The sequence below is a fragment of the Trichocoleus sp. FACHB-40 genome, from assembly GCF_014695915.1.
Classification (GTDB): Bacteria; Cyanobacteriota; Cyanobacteriia; order Cyanobacteriales; family FACHB-T130; genus Funiculus; species Funiculus sociatus.
In genome coordinates this window covers 25,076-43,888 of sequence record NZ_JACJPF010000034.1, presented here as the reverse complement: position 1 = coordinate 43,888, position 18,813 = coordinate 25,076, and the positions used below count along the sequence as shown (strand labels likewise).

General features: G+C 45.9%; 17 protein-coding genes. 8 read left to right on the top strand and 9 right to left on the bottom strand.

The annotated features are described in order from the left end of the window. Window positions 1-465 precede the first annotated feature (465 nt). Window positions 466-1,314, bottom strand: a complete 849-nt coding sequence (locus tag H6F63_RS03630) for a hypothetical protein (RefSeq protein ID WP_190634967.1) — start codon at window positions 1,312-1,314, stop codon at window positions 466-468. Between the two features lie 145 nt (window positions 1,315-1,459). After that, on the bottom strand, window positions 1,460-2,113 hold the full coding sequence (locus H6F63_RS03625; protein ID WP_190634965.1) for a hypothetical protein: 654 nt from the start codon (window positions 2,111-2,113) through the stop codon (window positions 1,460-1,462). 445 nt (window positions 2,114-2,558) lie between these two features. Between H6F63_RS03625 and H6F63_RS03620 the strand changes: the two genes are divergently transcribed. From H6F63_RS03620 to H6F63_RS03610, 3 genes are all read left to right on the top strand, one after another. Then, window positions 2,559-3,686 carry a HAMP domain-containing sensor histidine kinase gene (locus H6F63_RS03620; protein WP_199297620.1) on the top strand — a complete coding sequence of 376 codons (1,128 nt, stop codon included), beginning with the start codon at window positions 2,559-2,561 and terminating at the stop codon, window positions 3,684-3,686. Between the two features lie 231 nt (window positions 3,687-3,917). Beyond that, window positions 3,918-4,604, top strand: coding sequence for a response regulator transcription factor (locus H6F63_RS03615; RefSeq protein WP_190634962.1), 687 nt, complete (start codon window positions 3,918-3,920; stop codon window positions 4,602-4,604). Between the two features lie 141 nt (window positions 4,605-4,745). Next, entirely contained in the window at window positions 4,746-5,819 is a 1,074-nt protein-coding gene (locus tag H6F63_RS03610; protein ID WP_190634961.1) for a tetraprenyl-beta-curcumene synthase family protein, read from the top strand. Window positions 5,820-6,014: 195 nt separating this feature from the next. Here H6F63_RS03610 and H6F63_RS03605 read toward each other — a convergent pair whose 3' ends face one another. The 3 genes from H6F63_RS03605 to H6F63_RS03595 all read right to left on the bottom strand — a co-directional run bounded on the left by H6F63_RS03605 (window position 6,015) and on the right by H6F63_RS03595 (window position 7,674). After that, window positions 6,015-6,251: a hypothetical protein gene (locus H6F63_RS03605; RefSeq protein WP_190634960.1), complete on the bottom strand. Its 237-nt coding sequence runs from the start codon at window positions 6,249-6,251 to the stop codon at window positions 6,015-6,017. Between the two features lie 204 nt (window positions 6,252-6,455). Next, on the bottom strand, window positions 6,456-7,376 hold the full coding sequence (locus H6F63_RS03600) for a bestrophin family ion channel (RefSeq protein ID WP_190634959.1): 921 nt from the start codon (window positions 7,374-7,376) through the stop codon (window positions 6,456-6,458). 112 nt (window positions 7,377-7,488) lie between these two features. Next, a complete protein-coding gene (locus H6F63_RS03595) occupies window positions 7,489-7,674 on the bottom strand; it encodes a hypothetical protein (RefSeq protein WP_190634957.1) in 186 nt (61 codons plus the stop codon). Between the two features lie 278 nt (window positions 7,675-7,952). Between H6F63_RS03595 and H6F63_RS03590 the strand changes: the two genes are divergently transcribed. From H6F63_RS03590 to ftsH3, 4 genes are all read left to right on the top strand, one after another. Continuing rightward, complete coding sequence (locus H6F63_RS03590; protein WP_242019497.1) at window positions 7,953-10,157, top strand: ATP-binding protein; 2,205 nt, start codon at window positions 7,953-7,955, stop codon at window positions 10,155-10,157. Window positions 10,158-10,256: 99 nt separating this feature from the next. Continuing rightward, on the top strand, window positions 10,257-11,258 hold the full coding sequence (locus H6F63_RS03585) for a homoserine kinase (RefSeq protein WP_190634955.1): 1,002 nt from the start codon (window positions 10,257-10,259) through the stop codon (window positions 11,256-11,258). A gap of 24 nt (window positions 11,259-11,282) precedes the next feature. Beyond that, window positions 11,283-12,110: an aminotransferase class IV gene (locus tag H6F63_RS03580; protein WP_190634953.1), complete on the top strand. Its 828-nt coding sequence runs from the start codon at window positions 11,283-11,285 to the stop codon at window positions 12,108-12,110. A 163-nt stretch (window positions 12,111-12,273) separates the two neighbouring features. After that, window positions 12,274-14,112, top strand: coding sequence for an ATP-dependent zinc metalloprotease FtsH3 (gene ftsH3, locus H6F63_RS03575; RefSeq protein WP_190459923.1), 1,839 nt, complete (start codon window positions 12,274-12,276; stop codon window positions 14,110-14,112). Between the two features lie 99 nt (window positions 14,113-14,211). Here the strand turns inward: ftsH3 and H6F63_RS03570 are convergent, their stop codons facing one another. Then, the gene (locus tag H6F63_RS03570) at window positions 14,212-14,985 is read right to left on the bottom strand and encodes a hypothetical protein (RefSeq protein WP_190634951.1); all 774 of its coding nucleotides are present in this window, start codon (window positions 14,983-14,985) and stop codon (window positions 14,212-14,214) included. 299 nt (window positions 14,986-15,284) lie between these two features. On the opposite strand from H6F63_RS03570, the gene H6F63_RS03565 reads away from it, so the two are divergent. Then, window positions 15,285-15,851: a DUF3611 family protein gene (locus tag H6F63_RS03565; RefSeq protein WP_190634949.1), complete on the top strand. Its 567-nt coding sequence runs from the start codon at window positions 15,285-15,287 to the stop codon at window positions 15,849-15,851. Window positions 15,852-15,918: 67 nt separating this feature from the next. Here H6F63_RS03565 and H6F63_RS03560 read toward each other — a convergent pair whose 3' ends face one another. The 3 genes from H6F63_RS03560 to H6F63_RS03550 all read right to left on the bottom strand — a co-directional run bounded on the left by H6F63_RS03560 (window position 15,919) and on the right by H6F63_RS03550 (window position 18,812). Beyond that, complete coding sequence (locus H6F63_RS03560) at window positions 15,919-16,500, bottom strand: hypothetical protein (RefSeq protein ID WP_190634946.1); 582 nt, start codon at window positions 16,498-16,500, stop codon at window positions 15,919-15,921. A gap of 177 nt (window positions 16,501-16,677) precedes the next feature. Beyond that, window positions 16,678-17,484, bottom strand: coding sequence for a potassium channel family protein (locus tag H6F63_RS03555; RefSeq protein WP_190634944.1), 807 nt, complete (start codon window positions 17,482-17,484; stop codon window positions 16,678-16,680). After that, window positions 17,484-18,812 carry a DUF2254 domain-containing protein gene (locus H6F63_RS03550; protein ID WP_190634942.1) on the bottom strand — a complete coding sequence of 443 codons (1,329 nt, stop codon included), beginning with the start codon at window positions 18,810-18,812 and terminating at the stop codon, window positions 17,484-17,486. Before H6F63_RS03550 ends, H6F63_RS03555 begins: the two co-directional genes overlap by 1 nt. Window position 18,813: the final 1 nt, after the last annotated feature.

Genomic DNA, 18,813 nt, shown 5'->3' with positions numbered 1-18,813 from the left:
CTGCCAGATGGCTCTAAAAGTTCGCTTCCTCCGACTGGGCTACGTATAATTAGTTATATTTTTAGAGTCAGCAGCAATGCTATCCCTACGGCTGCTATACAATATGAGTTAAAGTAGGAAACAACAAGGAAGATAGAAAGCACCCCCCTCTTGGGGTAGGCTCAACCCGGAGTAGTTTTCTGGGTTCCTGAGAAGGTTCCGAAGTTTATCATAAATAGTTTTATATATATTTTCATGTAAGAAAATGGCATGAAGATAGTTAAGCTACCCGGAATGCGCTCAATTTCAACTGGTGTTGTTCCCATGACACCATCCAGTGCGACTTTCTGAGGAGGCTCTGTTGTGACCTTAATGAAGCGATCGCAAAGCACGAATCGCTCCTTTTAGAGAGCCGCTTCACTAAAATCAAGTTCACAAAATGAAGAGGAAAGCAAATTGCTTCCTCTTACATTCTTAGCCCACGGATTAATCTTCTGCTGCTGGGAATACAGAGTTGGTAATGAGTACAGGCTTTTGGCTATATTCCGCTTCCAGCTTTCTTTGCACAGTCAAATCCCAGTTTAAATCGTAGTCCCTTTCGATGTCTGCAAAAACAAACGGGCGGAGTACACCAGTTACGACAACCTCCTGACCATCGTTGATGGTTTGGCCTGGGGTTCTATTTAAAACCAGCAAATCTTGGGTGCTGGTCAGCTTATCCTCATCTAGGCTAAACGAAGCTGGACTGATGATGTCTTCGACTTCAGCTTTCACAGCAATAACTTTGCCATAGAAGGCGCTGGGGTTTTTGGTCACTTCACCCGGTTTAGGAGCTAAAGCAATTGATTGGGCAATGATTACTGGTTTGTCTTTGTATTCAACCTCTACCTCTGGTTCTAAGTCTAAGTTGAACTCTCTCTCGACATCAGCAACTATAAACTTTTGAACCTTTCCTGTCACTTGAAGTTCGATGTCATCAGGGAGAACTGTGGGCGCTCCTGAAGCATTAATAACCAGAACTTTGTCATTACCGAAAAGCTCCTCATCAGTAATTGTGAAGGAATTGGCACCAACTTTTTCTCCAACTTCACTTCTGACAGTTACACTTTTGCCAAGGAGTTCGTTTGTTTCTTCAGCAACTTCCTCTGTACTAACGTTAGTCTGAGCTGTAGGGCCACCTGTGTTTGGATCGTTAGTGGTGCAAGCCGGAAGAAGCAGAGCAAGGAACGCCAGGCCGATTGCTGTTCCTTTGGCGTTCGACAATGCTTGAGCAAAGCCGTTACGACGGACAGATGCGTAACTGACAACCCGGACTTCATTAAATCTATTCTTCATTGAAAAAATCTCCTTAAATTCTCTATTCATCGGTAGTTATTGAGGGAGAACCTGCTCCCTTTGTGCAGTAGTTCTTTTCCTACTGCTTCGACGCGATCGCGTCTATTTCAACCGCTATCAATTGCTCACACAAGCTTCACTTGTGCTAGTTCAAAAAGACTTGACCATCTCTTTGAATTCTCAGTGCGCCCAGGTTATCGTCTAAATTTTTCGATTCATCCAAGGAAATCACTAACATTCCTGTTTGGGAGGTGGATATTGGAGCTACATCCACTAGCCCTTTATCCTGACGAACCGTTGTGATAGTCACTGGGGTTGGCAAGTCTTGCAGGACAATTTCTTCTCCGCCTTGTATAAATCGGCGTTGAGTATGTCCAATTGCTTCATAGGAGATAATCGCGTTGGTGTTATTTTTCAGTTTCACATCTACCTTTCCATTAATAGGTGTGACAACAGCGATTGCATTACTACGAGTCTCTGGTAAAGGCGGTTGAATAACACCCACTGGAGCTGGTGCGGGGGTCAGAGGTTCCATAAAGACCTCCCGACCTGTGGTAACTGCTCTGTTAAAAATCCTACCTATTTGAACACGCTGTGTAGCAGCATTAGGCGGACATCCCTGGGGAGCTAAGTGTGTCCTATTAAAGGGTTCTTCGTAATAAATACCAGGGCAGGGGTTGACCTTGGAAACCGGCATTGCCGATGCCGCTAAAGGAATTGCTGGTAAACCAATGAGTAAGGTTCCACAGATAGCCCCGACTAACCCAACTGGTTTTTGACTCTTTGAATTTGGTTGCATAAATACCTCCTAAAAGCATCAATTTTGTTCAATAAATGTTTTTAATCCTGAAGAGAGAAGGGAGTAAACTGAAATAATTAATCATATTTAAATAATATCTAGGCACTTACGATTGTAAGTTGCTCAGCTTTGACTACTACTTCAGTTATCTAACAACTCATGAAAACAAATTATTTTTAAGTTCAATAACTTAATCATTATTTATCTCATCGGTAAAATCAAGATATAGTTATGCGTTTAGGATGGAACTAAATGTATTAATATAAAATTTAGCATAGAATAATGTTTAGGCAGTTTAGCTGCTATTTATATCTCTAGATATAAATAGTAACTAAACACATATTTCTTGCCTAAGATAGAATTAAATCTACTTTTATTATGTATCTATTAGTAGTTCAAATTAAATTGGCTTGCAATGCTACAGCGATTAAAAGCAATTTTTAAAATGCCTAGGCTTCAGCAGCAGCACCTCACGAGGGTCTGGCTGATTGTTGGATTATTTGCGATTATTATCGTCTTAGATTTTTTTACTCCACCCCCTTATGCCTTGGGTTTCCTCTATACCGGGCCCATTTTGTTGGCTTCTTCACGGCTGAGTCGCTCGGCAACAGTTCAAGCTACGGTGATGGGAACAGGGTTAACCCTTCTGAATCTGTTTATCCCTAAAGCAGAATGGATGAACTCCTCAAACCTGATGAACCGCTTGCTGATGGCGCTGGCACTTGTAGTCACAGGTTGGCTGAGCGATCGCAATTTGCGTCATGAAGAAGCGATCGCGCGACATAAAGCGCAGCTACAGGCACAAGAGCAGTTAGCTAGTGCGCGAGAGGATTTCGTGTCAACGTTAACCCACGACCTGAAAACACCGCTCCTGGGAGCAATTGAGACATTGAACTCGTTGCAGCAAGAAAAGTATGGTGCAGTAACAGCCGCACAGCAAAAAGTGTTCTCAGCGATCGCTCGGAGTCACGAGAACTCACTTGCGCTAATAGAGACGCTGTTGGATGTCTATCGCAACGATACAGAGGGAGTCAGATTAAAATTGGCACCTGTTGATCTAGTTGCTATAGCTAAGGAAGCGATCGCCACCGTATCAGAGTTAGCCGCAAAGCGCCGAGTGGAAATTAACCTCACTTTTGGAGAATCCAACGCTCGCCCTCTCTGGGTAAATGGGGATGCACTACAACTACAACGAGTCTTTAGCAACTTGTTGACGAATGCAATTAACAATTGCACTCGTGGTGGTAAAGTGGAAATTCTTTTAGAATCTGACTTTAACTATCAGGTGGTGAAGATTCTCGATAATGGGCGGGGAATAACACCGGATGAACTCCCGCGCTTGTTTGACCGCTTTTACCAGGGACATAGCGATCGCCAATCTATGGGGTCTGGGCTGGGGTTATACTTAACTCGACAGCTTATTGAAGCCCACGACGGTACTGTCTGGGGCAAAAATCGTTTCTCCTCAAAAGAGGCTACTTCGCGATCGCAACGCGGTGCTTCGTTTGGATTCAGATTACCTGTGCATCAACGCTCAGAACAATTGTCAGCATACTTGGATGAGATTAGTTAACACAGAAGCTTCATGGAAATGACAATAAGCCGCCATATCGATGCTTCATATTGAGAGTTAGCTAGATCATGCCTAATACATCCGTAACAGCCGGCTCCGGAGTCGGCTGTTGTTTTCTTGTGAAGCGAAAGCTTTTTAATGCAAGATTTATAAGGTGATTTGGCATGATTTTGGCACACCCTTTCTAGTTTTGCTTTTGTATGCGGCTTTAGCTGCTTGTGTTTGGTAAAGATGACCTTAAATGCACTACGGATTTTGCTTGTTGAAGATGACGAACTGTTTCGCCTCGGTTTGTCTATGCGGTTGCAACAGGAACCTGGATTTGAAGTCGTCGCTGAGGTTGAAGACGGTGAGACAGCTATAGAATTAGCTCTTCAACAGCCACTCGATATTGTGCTACTTGATGTAGGATTGCCGGGAATTGGTGGTATTGAGACTTGTGAACAACTTAAGCAGCAACGCCCAGAGCTACCCATCCTAGCTTTAACATCTCGTTTCCAAAAACCTCTGATTGCTAAGTTAATTGAAATCGGTGTCAAAGGCTACTGCCTCAAGGGTATTAGGGCAGAACTTCTCATCCTGGCGATCCGTTCTGTAGCAGCGGGAGCTTCTTGGTGGGACGAAGCTGCAACCACGGAGATTCAAGCTACTTTCATGCACGCACAACCTACTTCTACCCCATCACAGGCTGAACAAATACCGGAAAATCTGCTCACAAGGCGCGAACAGGAAATCTTGGCAATGATTGCAGCCGGACGGAGCAATCAGGAAATTGCCGACCTTCTCTACATTGCCCCTGGTACTGTCAGAGTTCATGTGCATTCCATCTTGAAGAAGTTAGAGGTGCGCGATCGCACTCAAGCCGCCGTCTTAGCCATCCAAAAACAACTTATCTCTCCCGATTTGTTAACAGATTAACAATAGGTAATTATAAAAAATAATTATCACGCCATTAGGCAGACGCTATCGCATTTACAACCTCTTATAGTGAAACCGAAGGAGCATAAATACTGCTTCTTCAAGGTATTTCTTGACAAGAATAATTTGGAAAATATTCCCATGACTGAGTTGATGAAAATTCCGACTCGCCCCTGGACGTTGATGTCAGGAATCTACCGTAATGTACTTCCAGCCGTTCATCGCTATTTAGGAGAATGGAAAGAACGAGCCAATCAAATACCCGACCCAGAACTTCGCAAACAAGCATTAATGAGTATCGAGACAAAAACGTTTCACTGTGCAGGAGGTGCCATCTATGGATTGTTAGCTAAAAACCACAGCGATGAAACAATTCGTTTTATTGTTGCTTATCAAACAATTAGCGATTATTTAGATAATTTGTGTGACCGAAGTACCTCACTCGATCCTAAGGATTTTCGCGCTCTTCATGAATCCATCTTTCATGCCTTAACTCCAGAAGCAGAATGCACAAATTATTATCGTTTTCGTAAGGAGCAGGAGGATGGAGGCTATTTAAGACAACTGGTTAAAACTTGTCAAACTGTATTAAAGCAGCTTCCAGCTTATCCAAAAATATCTTCAGCTCTTCATGAATTAGCCAGTTATTATTGCGATTTACAAGTTCATAAACATGTGCAAGTTGAAGAGCGCATTCCGCGTCTAAAAGCTTGGTTTAAATCACATCAGGAAAACCTCCCTGAGATGAGCTGGTATGAATTTTCGGCCTGTGCTGGCTCAACCCTTGGAATTTTTTGTCTTATCGCCTATGCTTCCCATGAAGATTGTTCAGAAGAATTAATTCAGAAAGTAAAAAATGGTTATTTTCCCTGGATACAAGGATTACATATTTTACTGGATTACCTTATAGATCAAGAGGAAGATAGCCTCGGCGGCGATCTAAATTTTTGTTCTTACTATAAGAACAAAGATGAAATGACGGAGCGGTTTACACACTTTGTTAATAAGGCTAAGGAAAGTGTTGCTCAATTACCCAATACAAATTTTCATCAGATGATTAATCATGCCTTGTTGGGCATTTATCTAGCAGATGAGAAAGTGGGAAGACAAAAGGAAGTTCAAGGAATCGCCAGACAACTCATCAGTCTGGGTGGTGGCTCGACGTTCTTTTTCTTTTTAAATCGTCTGGTGATGGCTCGTCTTCGTTACTGCTAACTACTTGTGTAGCGATCGCGTCCCCAGCTCTCCTTGTCTCAAAGAAGCGATCGCTTCCTGGGGAAGATAGTTACGTCTATGTTCACTCCTCACAACAAGACTTTTGGCCGCAATACGGCATAAAATTATCCGTTTCTACCTGAATTGTGGTGTGTTCAATGCCGAATCTGGATTGGCTTTCCCCAGTTGAATACGTCAAAGTCGCTCGCCAATTGTTGCCACAATCAAAACTCCAATAATCACGGTTAGAGCATCGTGTACTGTTGGTTTGAAGCTACCAAGAGCAACGAAGAGCGTGGTAGCAGCAGCAGGGGGATGAGAAGCATGTAAGAGAATGATGTAGTACAGATGAATTTCATTGGCTAACAGGCAAAGATCGTCAAGGTCGCGCTCCAAAGCAAGGCTGCCCGTTCGCGGAAGGGATGAATCCAAGCTGTACATCTACCCACGCCAGTAAGAATGGCCATCGGTGCGGTAAACACGCATTAGATTGGCTGCGAGTACTGCCCTCGCACAATTTATTTATTAGATGGTATTCAAGACTTTTTTGTACGTCAATATACATTAGCTAATAGAAAAAATTTGTATATATACTTAGAGCGATCGCTATATGCGATCGCTTATCGTTCATGTACCCTATTCCATTTGCTCTATTCCTGTTTTGTTCCAATCGCGAACGCTGGGAGCAAGCGAGATTAAATCTTCAATATTTCGTTTCATTGTTGCACAAATCGCATCCAAGGGCAAGTCGTTAGCATCGTGACCAAAAGGATTTTCAATTTCAATGCCAATCTCTTCAATACCAAACAAAGTGAAACTAATCAAAGCAACAATTGGCCCAGTCCACCAAGTTAAATCTCTAACCATTTGAAATGGCAATGCTAAACAATAAAGCAACAACAACTGCTTCAAATGGATAGCATAAGCAATAGGAATAGGTGTTCTAAGAATGCGTTCGCAGGCTCCTAAATTGTCTACTAAGATATTTATCAAACTTTGTAGAGCAGTTAACTGGTGAGCATTGAGGTGTTTATGCTTATACTGATCCTGTAGATAATCTCCAATCCAGAAGGCAACCTCTAGCGGTGGATTGTTCATCGTTTTTAGCTTAAAATAGCGAGATTGTGACATAAATGGTTCTAACTCGCTGTTTACAGGCTCCGCTCTGAGATGCAACTTAGTAGCGATCGCAAAAGCAATCAATAATCGCAGGGCGGAAATTTTGTTCTCTCTATCTTTTGGTTCCTTTTCGTCAATCGATACCCAAATTTGACGAGATAGGTTACGGACACTGTTAACTATGCTACCCCAAGCTTTGCGACCTTCCCAAAATCGCTCATAAGCTGTATTTGTTCGGAAAACCAGTAATAAGCCTAAGACAATATTGGGGATTAATGCACTCAGAAACGGCATTGATACCGATACTCCAAATTTGTGAAGTAGGGCAACAAAAAAACCAAATGCTCCACACAATATTACTCTAGGTAAAACTGCTGAAATTACCGAACCTCGAAGTCGCAAAGCAACTTGAAACCATTTCTCTTTTTCCCGATCCATGCCACCTCAACCTTTCCGTCTTGACCCAGACTGTGAATAGTTATTCAACAGATAATACTCGATCTATTATGGATTTCAGTTGAGGATAGTCAAGGGTAATTTTCCAGCCGGATCAGGCGCGAGTAGCGCTAACGCGCATACGCTTCGCGATCGCATCTTGGTTTACGCCTTGTGGCGCTTTCTTAGCTTGAGTGTCCCTGATGGCTGCTCCCTGGATGCCACAATAAACCATTAGCAACAGCAAACCATATACCGCACCTAGTCGTTTCCACCGGATAATTGCCGTTTCTGGGGACATAAGTTGAGCCAATTTCTCCAAAAGTATCTTTTTCCTTTAGGCGTGGCTCATGTCAAGTATGTTCCTCCGGAGTTGGGGAAAAGAACGCGATCGCACCAGAGAATTTTCTAATAGCGCCAAAAATTAATGTATATAGTGCCTTGATTGTGATTAATTACTCCGTTTGACTTGAGAATGCCATAAAATTCAATTAAGTCTAAATACGATACTCTTCCACAGGTAAGCGCCAAACTATCATAGTCGCAACTGTATTTCAGGAGTGTCTTCTGGAGGTAATATTGACCACTGCGCCTATCTCGCCCAACGAAGTACAACGCCTAGAGGCACTGCGGCGATACAATATCCTCGATACACCTCCTGAAGAGAGCTTCGACCGCATCACAGCTCTCGCGGCACGTCTTTTTGACGTGCCAACTACCCTGGTTTCCTTAGTTGACGAATTTCGAGCCTGGTTTAAATCCTCCTATGGCTTTGAGTCTCGCGAAGTCAGTCGCGAATCAACAATTTGTAGCTTCGCAGTTTTGTGTGACGATGTTTTAGTCGTTCCGGATACCAGAAAAGACCCACGCTTCGCTTGTATGCCCTTTGCGCTTAGCGAACCGGGCCTTCGCTTCTATGCCGGCGCGCCACTGATCGACAAGGATGGCTATAATCTTGGCACTTTGTGTCTTCTTGACAGCAAGCCGCGCCATGAACTGAGTGCCGAGCAGCGAGCAAGCCTTACCGACCTAGCGGCTATAGTGGTTGATGAGTTAGAGTTGCGGCTGGCAGCTCGCAAAATTGCTCAGATGGATGCCGCCCTCATCGAGGTGACTAAGGGAGTTTCCGCAGCGACAGGCGAGGCGTTTTTCTACTCACTGGTGCAACACCTCACAAAGGCATTGGGTGTTGATTACGCTTTTCTGGGGGAACTGGCTGGGGAAAAAATTAGCACTATTGCTTTATGTGCCGACTATGAGATGGTAGACAACATTGAATATTCCTTGCTGAATACACCTTGCAAACAAGTCATTCAGCAGGGGAAGCCATGCTATTATCCCCGTGGCATCCAAGCGCACTTTCCTGATAATCATTTGCTGGCACAGATGGAAGTGGACAGCTATATCGCAGCTCCGCTTCTAGATTCCACAGGCTGCGTACTGGGATTGCTTGGGGTGATGGCTAGAAAACCGTTGGAAAATACCCAGCTTGCAGAATCGCTACTAACAATCTTTGCTACCCGTGCGACAGCAGAACTAGAGCGCAAGCGGAGGGAGGAAGAACGCGCCGAACTGTTGGTTCGCGAACAAGTGGCTCGTGGGGAGGCGGAGGCCGCTAACCGCATGAAGGATGATTTCTTAGCTGTACTTTCTCATGAGTTGCGATCGCCACTCAACCCCATTCTTGGCTGGTCTCGGATGCTTCGCGCTCAGAAGTTAAACGCAGTGACTACGGCTCGCGCACTGGAAGCAATTGAGCGCAACGCCAAGTTACTCTCAGAGCTAATTGAGGATCTTCTCGATGTCTCGCGCCTGATTCGAGGCAAGTTGTCTTTGCAGGTTTGCCCAGTTAACCTGGTACCAATCATTCAGGCAGCTATTGAAACGGTGCAGCTAGCCACTGGCGCTAAGAACATTCAACTTGAGTCGGTACTAGATCCTTCAGTAGGCTTGGTGTCAGGCGATCCAAACCGCTTGCAGCAGATTGTCTGGAATCTGCTCTCCAATGCTATTAAGTTCACTCCTGAAGGGGGAAAGGTGGAAATAAGGCTGGAGTGCAGTGACTCCCACACCCAGATCCGCGTAAGTGACACGGGGAAAGGGATTAGCGCTGACTTTCTGCCCTATGTCTTTGAGCGCTTCCGCCAAGCTGATAGTACCAGCACGCGATCGCATGGCGGACTTGGTTTAGGTTTGGCAATTGTGCGTCACCTGGCAGAACTGCATGGCGGAACTGTCCATGTTGACAGCCCAGGCGAGGGGCTGGGGACAATTTTTACAGTGCAGTTGCCCCTGATAATTACGACTCACGGGAACGGGCTGTTAACGCCTGGGCATGAACTGGAAACTGAGCCAGAAGCCCCACCCACTCCTGATGCAATCTTTAGTGCTGTACTTGATGGATTGCAAGTGCTGGTTGTCGATGACGAGCCTGATAGCCGAGATTTTCTCACGATAGCCCTTGAACAGTATGGCGCTAGGGTGAGGGCAGTTGCATCAGCAACCGAGGCATTTGAGGCACTCGAACAGGTGAAGCCAAATGTTTTGGTGAGTGATATTGGGATGCCCGGTGAGGATGGCTACACGCTGATCCGCAAAATTAGAGCCTTGGAGCCAGAGCAAGGAGGAGAGATTATCGCTGTGGCTGTGACGGCGTATGCTAGGAGCGAAGACTCTCAGCGTGCTATTTCGCTAGGTTTCCACAGACACATAGCTAAGCCAGTGGAGCCAGCTAAGTTAGCTGCGGCGATCGCTAGTTTAGTTAGAACTTCTTTGGTTGGTTAAATAATTTGTCATGCGATCGCGTTGTGCTGTGGTGGGAGTGCGATCGCGGAGTTAAAAATAATTGTAGGGAACTGGCGATAAAAATAAGCAAATGATTTTATGTGTTCTGCTTTCATTCCTGTGATTCATTCCATACCATCAGGCGAAGCTTTAATTGAAAACGTATTATGTAACTATCAGATCGAAAAACCCCTATCGTGCCGATTGTATAAACGAGGACTTAACGATACTTATCTGGTAGAAACAGATCGAGACAGATATATTTTGCGAGTTTATCGCAGAGGGTGGAGAACTTTAGAAGCTATTAATTTTGAAGTTGAACTGCTGGCGTTTCTACATAATCATAAAATGCCAGTCGCGTACCCCCTCCAAAGCAATTCAGGCAGTTTCACCCAAGCAATTGAAGCACCGGAGGGGAGACGCTATGCTACTTTATTTTCCTACGCACCAGGTAAGGCGGTAAATGAGAAGCTCAATAGCGAACAAAGCCGACGGCTGGGAGAGGTGCTGGCAAATATTCATTTAGCGACGGACGACTTTAAAAGTCGTTTTAATCGTCCCGCTTTAAATTACGAGTACCTGCTAGAGCGATCGCTAAATATAATTGCACCTCTTTTTAAAGATAGAGCCGATGAGCTCGATGATCTCCAAAAACAAACCGAGAAAATCAAAGTGCAGTTAGAGGTGTTAAAACTACATCTTTCAGCACCAGTCTATGGAATTTGTATGGGTGATGTTCATTCGGGAAATGCTCACTTTACCGAAACCGATGAACCAACTTTGTTTGACTTTGATCAATGCGGCTATGGCTGGCGTGCCTTTGACCTCGGCAAGTTTATGCACGTAACCTATGCTTGGAAGATGAACAGTGAAGTAAGAAAGCCTTTTTTAGACGGTTATCAAACTATCCGCAAACTTAGCGAAGATGAACTCGCCTCGATTCCTATATTTACCAAAGTTGCACACATTTGGGTCATGGGAATCAATTGCGAAGCAGTCGGAGATGTCTTGCCTTATGGCTGGTTTACTGACGATTGGCTTGATTCTAAGTTAGCGTTATTGGATCAGCTTTCTAGTGATAATTTTGATATCTACACCTGATTACAACGCCGGGAGAGTCCTAAATTGTACTGGTACAACGGCAAACTGATTGACGGTGAAACGCTGGAATTAGCTATTGACGATCCGGGGTTGCTGTACGGTGCTACAGTTTTTTCCACGCTGCGGGTTTATCAGTCGTTGGATAACCCATTGACTAACTGGAATGGACACTGCGATCGCATTCGTTCGAGTTTGCTGGCTCTTGGTTGGCAACAACCAGACTGGGAGCGATCGCGCTATGGTGCAGAAACTTTAACAAAACACTTTCCCATCCTCAGAATCACCATCTTTCCCGATGGGCGCGAGTGGATTACTGGGCGATTCTTACCTGTTGATTTGACACAACGACAAAAATATGGTATAAGCGCTTTACTTATAGAACCCCGCCTAACCCCGCCGCCTGGGGTTATTGAGCGGTCATTGCCACAGCATAAAACTGGTAACTACCTAGCTGCGTGGCTGGCAATGAACAAAGCCAAGAAATTTGAGGCACAAGAAGCGATATTAGTTGACGAGCAGGGAAATTGGCTGGAAACCAGCACGGGGAATCTCTGGGGATGGCGGGATGGGAAGTGGTGGACACCGCCAATCGATGGGAGAATTTTGCCGGGAATCATGCGATCGCAACTGATTAATTGGCTGGTGAGTCAGAATCAACCAGTGGGGGAAGTCGCATTCGATGCCAACTGGGTGAAGGGGTTATCTGCTATTGCTTATAGCAACAGCGTCGTGGAAGTCGTTCCCATCCATACCGTTATCACCTCAGAAAGCCAGATTACCTACGATCCAACTCACAGCAGCCTAGAGCAATTGCGTCGCCTCCACCAAAGCGATCGCAGCCACAAGCCCTGAAATCTTACCGGGTTGGTTAGTATCAAAGTAGTAGGGACGACCTTTGGGAAATCCTATTTTGCAGGCTAATGTACCTAAAATGTGTCAAGAGATTCTGAGAAAGGTTAACATTAGTTAATACAATAAAAATCCAATCACATCCTAAAGCTTAGGAGGAATAAGCGTGAATAAGCGGTGGAGAAACGCAGGGCTATATGCACTGCTAGCGATAGTTGTCATCGCCTTAGGAACAACATTTTTAGAAAAACAACCCCAGAGTCGGGAGACCTGGAAATACAGCAAACTGATTGAGGAAGTTCAAGAAGGCAGGATCGAGAGAGTTGGCTTAAGTGCTGACCGCACCAAAGCGCTTGTCACAGCTCAAAGCGGCGACAAGGTTGTAGTCAACCTACCCAACGATCCAGACCTGATCAACATTCTGACCAGTAAAAATGTTGACATTGCAGTTTTGCCCCAGAGTGATGAAAGCTTCTGGTTCCGCATCTTAAGCAGTTTGTTTTTCCCAATTCTGCTTCTGGTGGGATTGTTCTTCTTGCTGCGCCGCGCCCAAAGTGGCCCAGGCTCTCAAGCCATGAACTTTGGCAAATCCAAAGCTAGAGTGCAAATGGAACCGCAAACCCAAGTAACCTTTGGGGATGTTGCCGGAATTGACCAAGCCAAGCTGGAATTGAACGAAGTTGTAGACTTCCTCAAGAACGCCGACCGCTTCACCGCCATTGGTGCCAAAATTCCCAAAGGCGTGCTGCTAGTTGGCCCTCCGGGAACTGGTAAAACCTTGCTGGCTCGTGCTGTAGCTGGGGAAGCTGGCGTACCTTTCTTCTCTATCTCTGGTTCTGAGTTTGTGGAAATGTTCGTCGGTGTCGGTGCATCTCGCGTGCGCGACCTGTTTGAACAAGCCAAAGCAAATGCTCCTTGTATCGTATTCATCGATGAAATTGATGCCGTTGGTCGTCAACGGGGTGCAGGTCTAGGCGGCGGTAACGATGAGCGGGAACAAACCCTCAACCAGTTGCTGACTGAGATGGACGGTTTCGAGGGCAACACTGGGATTATTATCATTGCTGCTACGAACCGCCCAGACGTGCTAGATGCAGCACTGCTGCGTCCGGGCCGCTTTGACCGTCAGGTGGTCGTAGATCGCCCTGATTACGCTGGTCGTTTGGAAATTCTCAACGTTCACGCTCGTGGTAAGACCCTGGCGAAGGATGTGGATCTGGAGAAGATTGCCCGTCGTACCCCAGGCTTCACAGGCGCTGACCTTTCCAACCTGCTGAACGAAGCAGCAATTTTGGCGGCTCGTCGCAGTTTGACGGAAATCTCGATGGATGAAATCAATGATGCCATCGACCGGGTGCTGGCTGGCCCTGAGAAGAAAGACCGGGTGATGAGCGAGAAGCGCAAAACTTTGGTTGCTTATCACGAAGCTGGTCACGCGCTAGTTGGTGCGTTGATGCCAGATTATGACCCAGTGCAGAAAATCAGTATTATCCCTCGCGGTCGTGCTGGTGGTTTGACTTGGTTTACACCGAGTGAAGACCGGATGGATTCTGGTCTGTACAGCCGCTCATATCTGCAAAATCAGATGGCGGTAGCTTTGGGCGGTCGAATTGCTGAAGAAATCATCTTCGGTGAGGAAGAGGTGACAACTGGTGCATCGAATGACTTGCAGCAGGTGGCTCGTGTAGCGCGTCAAATGGTGATGCGGTTTGGTATGAGCGATCGCTTGGGTCAAGTTGCTCTAGGTCGTCAGCAAGGCAATATGTTCTTGGGTCGCGACATCGCCGCCGAACGCGATTTCTCCGAGCAAACTGCTGCCACCATTGATAATGAAGTCCGCAGCTTGGTAGATCAAGCCTATCGCCGCGCTAAAGATGTGTTGCTGAATAACCGTCACATTCTGGATCAGTTAGCACAAATGCTGATTGAAAAAGAAACTGTAGATGCCGATGAACTGCAAGAAGTGCTGGCAAATAATGATGTGAAAATGGCAGCGATCGCGTAGTCAATTTTCAAGGCAAGGATTTTAGATTTTATCTAAAATCTTTAGTCGGGGCAATTCTAGGATTTTTTCTAGAACTGTCCCGATTTTTTATAATTACTTTCAAATTGCTACCATAAGCGCCGAGTAGACAGCCGCACCCAAAGCAAAAGCCCAGAAACGGCTTTCCCGTTCCTCTGGTAATTCTTCCTTAACGACGTTGAGAATAATTCCCCCGGCGATGAAGGCGAAAATGACTGCGATCGCTGCCTCAGAAATTTCTGTCGCCCGCCCAATCACCCATCCAGCAATAATCGCCGCCGCCAGTATCCAGCGCCCCATCCGGTTATAATCTCCTTTGTGGTTTTCGCGCAAGCCGTCATCGTTCACCACAAAATGCAAAGCCATTGCAACGAAGAATAATAGCAGATCCCAAATACCTCGTTCTTCCCGATGGAGGAGAAGATAACCGATGAGGGCGTTGTAAATCGAAAACGAAGCCATGTGCAGCCAAAAAACGCCTGTATCGGTGATATCTTTCTGGTTTTCTTGTTGGTTTTGCTGACGCGATCGCTTGGCAAGTCTTTCTAATCCGTAGAACACACCAAAACCCAAAAGCGCCACCAGGTAAACATGGTGTTCAAAAAATTCAATTAAATAACCCTCCCTTTGCTCAATTACCTGCTGTCCCTGGTTGAGTTCGGGGAAAACGTGAACGAAAATATAGGCAACTGATACCCCACCAGCGGCGGAAAGCCACCGACTGCGAGGAGTCCTGTCCAGAAAGCGCATTTTGCCGGAAACAAGATGCACAAGTGCCAGACAAACTGCCAGAATTGCAGACAAGATGACGGCACTAGGACTCGATACTGAAGGCTCTGCAACTGCAAACACCATGTTAATCAAGCACCTTTAATATTTTTCTGGCTGATATCTTCACTAAATTAGCAGAAATTGCTCCCAAGACCATTTAGGAGCGTTGCTTTTTCTCTTCAGCTTGGTAAGATTTTGACGCAATTTCCTCCTCCTAATAGCATATTCTTGTGAGGAATTTTATTGTTTAGACAAGCCGACTTTGATAAAAATTTTCATCTTGAGGCAGAGGCGCTTTATTTCTGTAGGCGGGGGTACAATAAGAGCAGTTAAAGGTATTATTCAAAGGCCGTGTATCCCAGTCGCTACGAGAAGGGACAGATATGCAAGTTCACTCAGAATCCTCAACCTCAGAGACTAAACAAAAAATTGCCAACATTTTTCGCCTAGTAGGTTGGATTGCATTTTGGATAGAGTTGGGTTTGACTATTGGTTCTGGGATAGCTTTATTATTTTCTATCTCTGGTCGTAACTTCGCTGCTGAAACAAATCCCGGCATTGGGGTAGGTATTTTTTGGGCTGTCGCTGGACTTTTAGCGTTGTGTTTTAATGTATTTTTAGCGTTCCGTTATACTCGCCTAGCCAAAGGTTTAAGCAATCCTAATCCAGAGCGTCATCCTAGAAAAGCTGATACTGTCCAAATTTTGAGAATGTCAGTAATCACGAGTTTGGTGGGAATATTGTTATGCCTCTTAGGTTCGGGTGCAACTGTAGGAGTGCTAGTTGCAAAAGCTGTATCCCAACCTCCAGGGGTAGCACTTACTGACCCCAATATGATTATTCGTGCGCTTGATGTTTTTGTAGCAGTAGCGAATATCAATGGTATTGCTGGTCACTTTGTGGGGATTGTCACTTCACTGGGATTGCTAAAGTGGATACATAATCAGTAATAAGACAAAAGCAGTAGAGTGCTTTTGTCTTTGCTAGAACGTAGCTTTTTGAGGAATAGGTTATTTCCTAACGCGCTCTGGTCGGTTTTTGATCTTCGGAACTTGATTCTGAATGCGATCGCGCTGGTAATGCAAAGACGCTCACCAGTGCTGCTAAACTAGCGCCAAAAGTGTCCATAATTAGGTCAATGATTGTATCATCAATGCTATTGATAACTCCGATCCCCCATTCCGTTATTTCCCAAATAGCACCGATGGCGATTCCGAAACTTGCGATCGCTAACATATAAATTAGCAGATGGTTGCGGAAGGTAGTTAGCATCGAGCTATACACCAAAAAACTCAGTGCAAGCGTGACGGAAAAGGTTGTAAAGGCATGGGTAATTTCATCGTATGGCCCCGGTAGGTAAAATAAGCCCCAAACCCAGCCTGCCGCATTCAGCAACGCTGCTACTACAAACAGAAAATCAAACAAAGTTGGTAGTTTATTTTCTAAGGTGACAAACAGGAACGAAGCAGCTAGGAAGCAGGCGAGTAAAAATGAACCTTCCCAGTTACGTTGACTGGCTGTAAAGACGATTGCGATCGCTAGGAAAAACTCTCCAACCCAAGCGGCTATCCGATAACCTCGCCAGTCAGTATTCAGCATGGCTTTTTCCTCATAAGTTTCATAATTATGGATTACTAATAAACTATAAATGAAGGGATTAATTTAATCTGAGATTGGAGGGTTATTTTATTGGTGAAAGCTACTTTTAAACGAACCGCCCAGGCGCTCTAGGGCGCACAGGAGGAGGAAAGGGAGAAGTTTATGAATATATATCTATTATGGTTCTAGTTGCTGACTTGAAAGGGCTTGAATATCGGCCCGTAAGGCGACAATTTCCTGGTGCAGGGCGGCAATGGATTTGGCGCTTGCTAACTCTGCCTCTTCGTTTTCGGCATCGCGCCCGATAAAGAAGGTGGCGAGTGTTGCTGTTACGTAACCAAATACTGTGAAGGCGTACAGTGCCAGAATTAGGTGTAAAACGCGACCTTCTGGAGTCTGCGGCACATATTCGCCACCCATCGTTGTCATCAGCATTGCTGTCCACCATAGTGCTTCCCCGTAGTTACTCAGTCCGCCACCATTAGGAAGGTTGCTTTCAAAAGCATATATCCCGGCTGCTCCCACCAGCGTCACTACTAGCGTCAGCACCACGACGTAGCCAAAGCCGCGACGACTCATACTAGCTCTAAGCGATCGCATTCCCCGATTCAGAGAACTGATGACGCGCACCAGTCGCAGTCCCCGGCTAGCTTTGAGGATGCGAATCACGCGGCTAATCCGGAAGACGCGCAATGCTGGTAACACCAAGGAAAGGGCAGTTAACCAATTGTGCTTGATATAAACGAGTTTGCGATCTGCCAAAGTAAATCGCAATACGAAGTCGAGTATGAAAACAATCCAGATCGTGTTGCTGATAACTTCCAGCAGTGGATTTAAGCCCCAGATCAGTTCGACGACTAACAACAAAAGCCACCCGAAGCCAAGGAATAGCATCGGTGTTTCCAGCCAATCTTCCAGCTGTTCGAGAACTTCGAGTCGTTCTTTTCGGAGTTCCCTTTTTTCAGATGTATTAAGATTGTTCATCACTCCTCTAGCGCCCTAACTACTGCCAAGTATCGCTCCTCAACATCTTTTCGGTCTAACTCTTCGGGTATATTCTCCTGACTACCGCGTTGGATCATTTGGGCATGACGTAGTAGTGCGGCGCGGTCTTTTTTGTGTTGGGTGCGCGATGCGATGAGAGCGATCGCTTCCAGCAATCGAATTACCACCGCTACATCGGGTTTGCTGTACTGTCGAATCTGGTTAAAGGCAGCGTCAAGTAATTCTGCAAACGTCACCGGATTAGCGATCGCTCGCAGGTTGTTGTCGTTGTCGTAGCGGTAGGGCGAGGGAAAATCTCTCTCCGCCAGACGGCAAAGTGCAGCCGTTAGCTGGTTAATACACTGGATCGCCGTGAACGGATCGTTGATGCCAGGAGAAATAGCACGAGCGGCAATTTCAACTAACTGATTGATGGGGAATTCTACATCCTGTTGTTCAGTGCGTTGCTCGCCAAAAATAAATGCTTGGTTCAGGTGGTGGGTGAGTTTTTTATTCACCCGTTCTCCAGGCCAAATCATCACCATTTCGCTTCCTTCCACAACAAACTTGCCGGGGCGATATTTTAGACACAGGAGGAGGTCTTTTGAGGTGGCGATCTTCATCAACCGCTCCTCATCAATTGCTTGAAGATAACCGCTTTCTTTCGCCAAGATAGGAGTCGCTTCCTTCTCAAAATCGGAGGGGATTTCCGCCACCGACCGCTGCTTTGGGACTGATTTACCCTGCCCGATCTTCTGCGGAAACAAGCGATCGATGGCATTGTCCAACTCTCTGCCAACATCTCTGATGATATGGGATGCCTGCATCGAGGTTGAGACATGATGGATAAAGTAGATCAGGACGCCAATACTGGCGAGCGCTAGCACCATGCCGATCGTGACGGAGATTTGCGGCACAAATACGTTGTAGTCATCTCCCCGGACGGTTCGCAGTACCAGCAAGCAGTAGATGAATGTACCGATAAACGTGCCCAGGACGACTTGATTGCCCGTATCCTGCATGAAGTTCCGCATCAGTCGCGGCCCGAATTGTGAGGAAGCGAGAGTGAGGGCAACAATTGTAATCGAGAAGGCAGTACCAGCAACGGTAATCATCGAACCAGCAACAGATGAAAGCAGCGTTCTCGCCCCATCTGGCCCGCCGGTGTAGATCCAGCCCAACGACTCTATGGGGCCAGATTTGGCTGCTCGATCAAGGCTTAACATTCCGAATGCCAACGCGATCGCCATGAGCGCCATCAGGGTTGGCACAAACCAGTAGCTAGAGTGGAGCGAGTCCCACAGTTTCCCCAGCTTGATGTTTTTCATC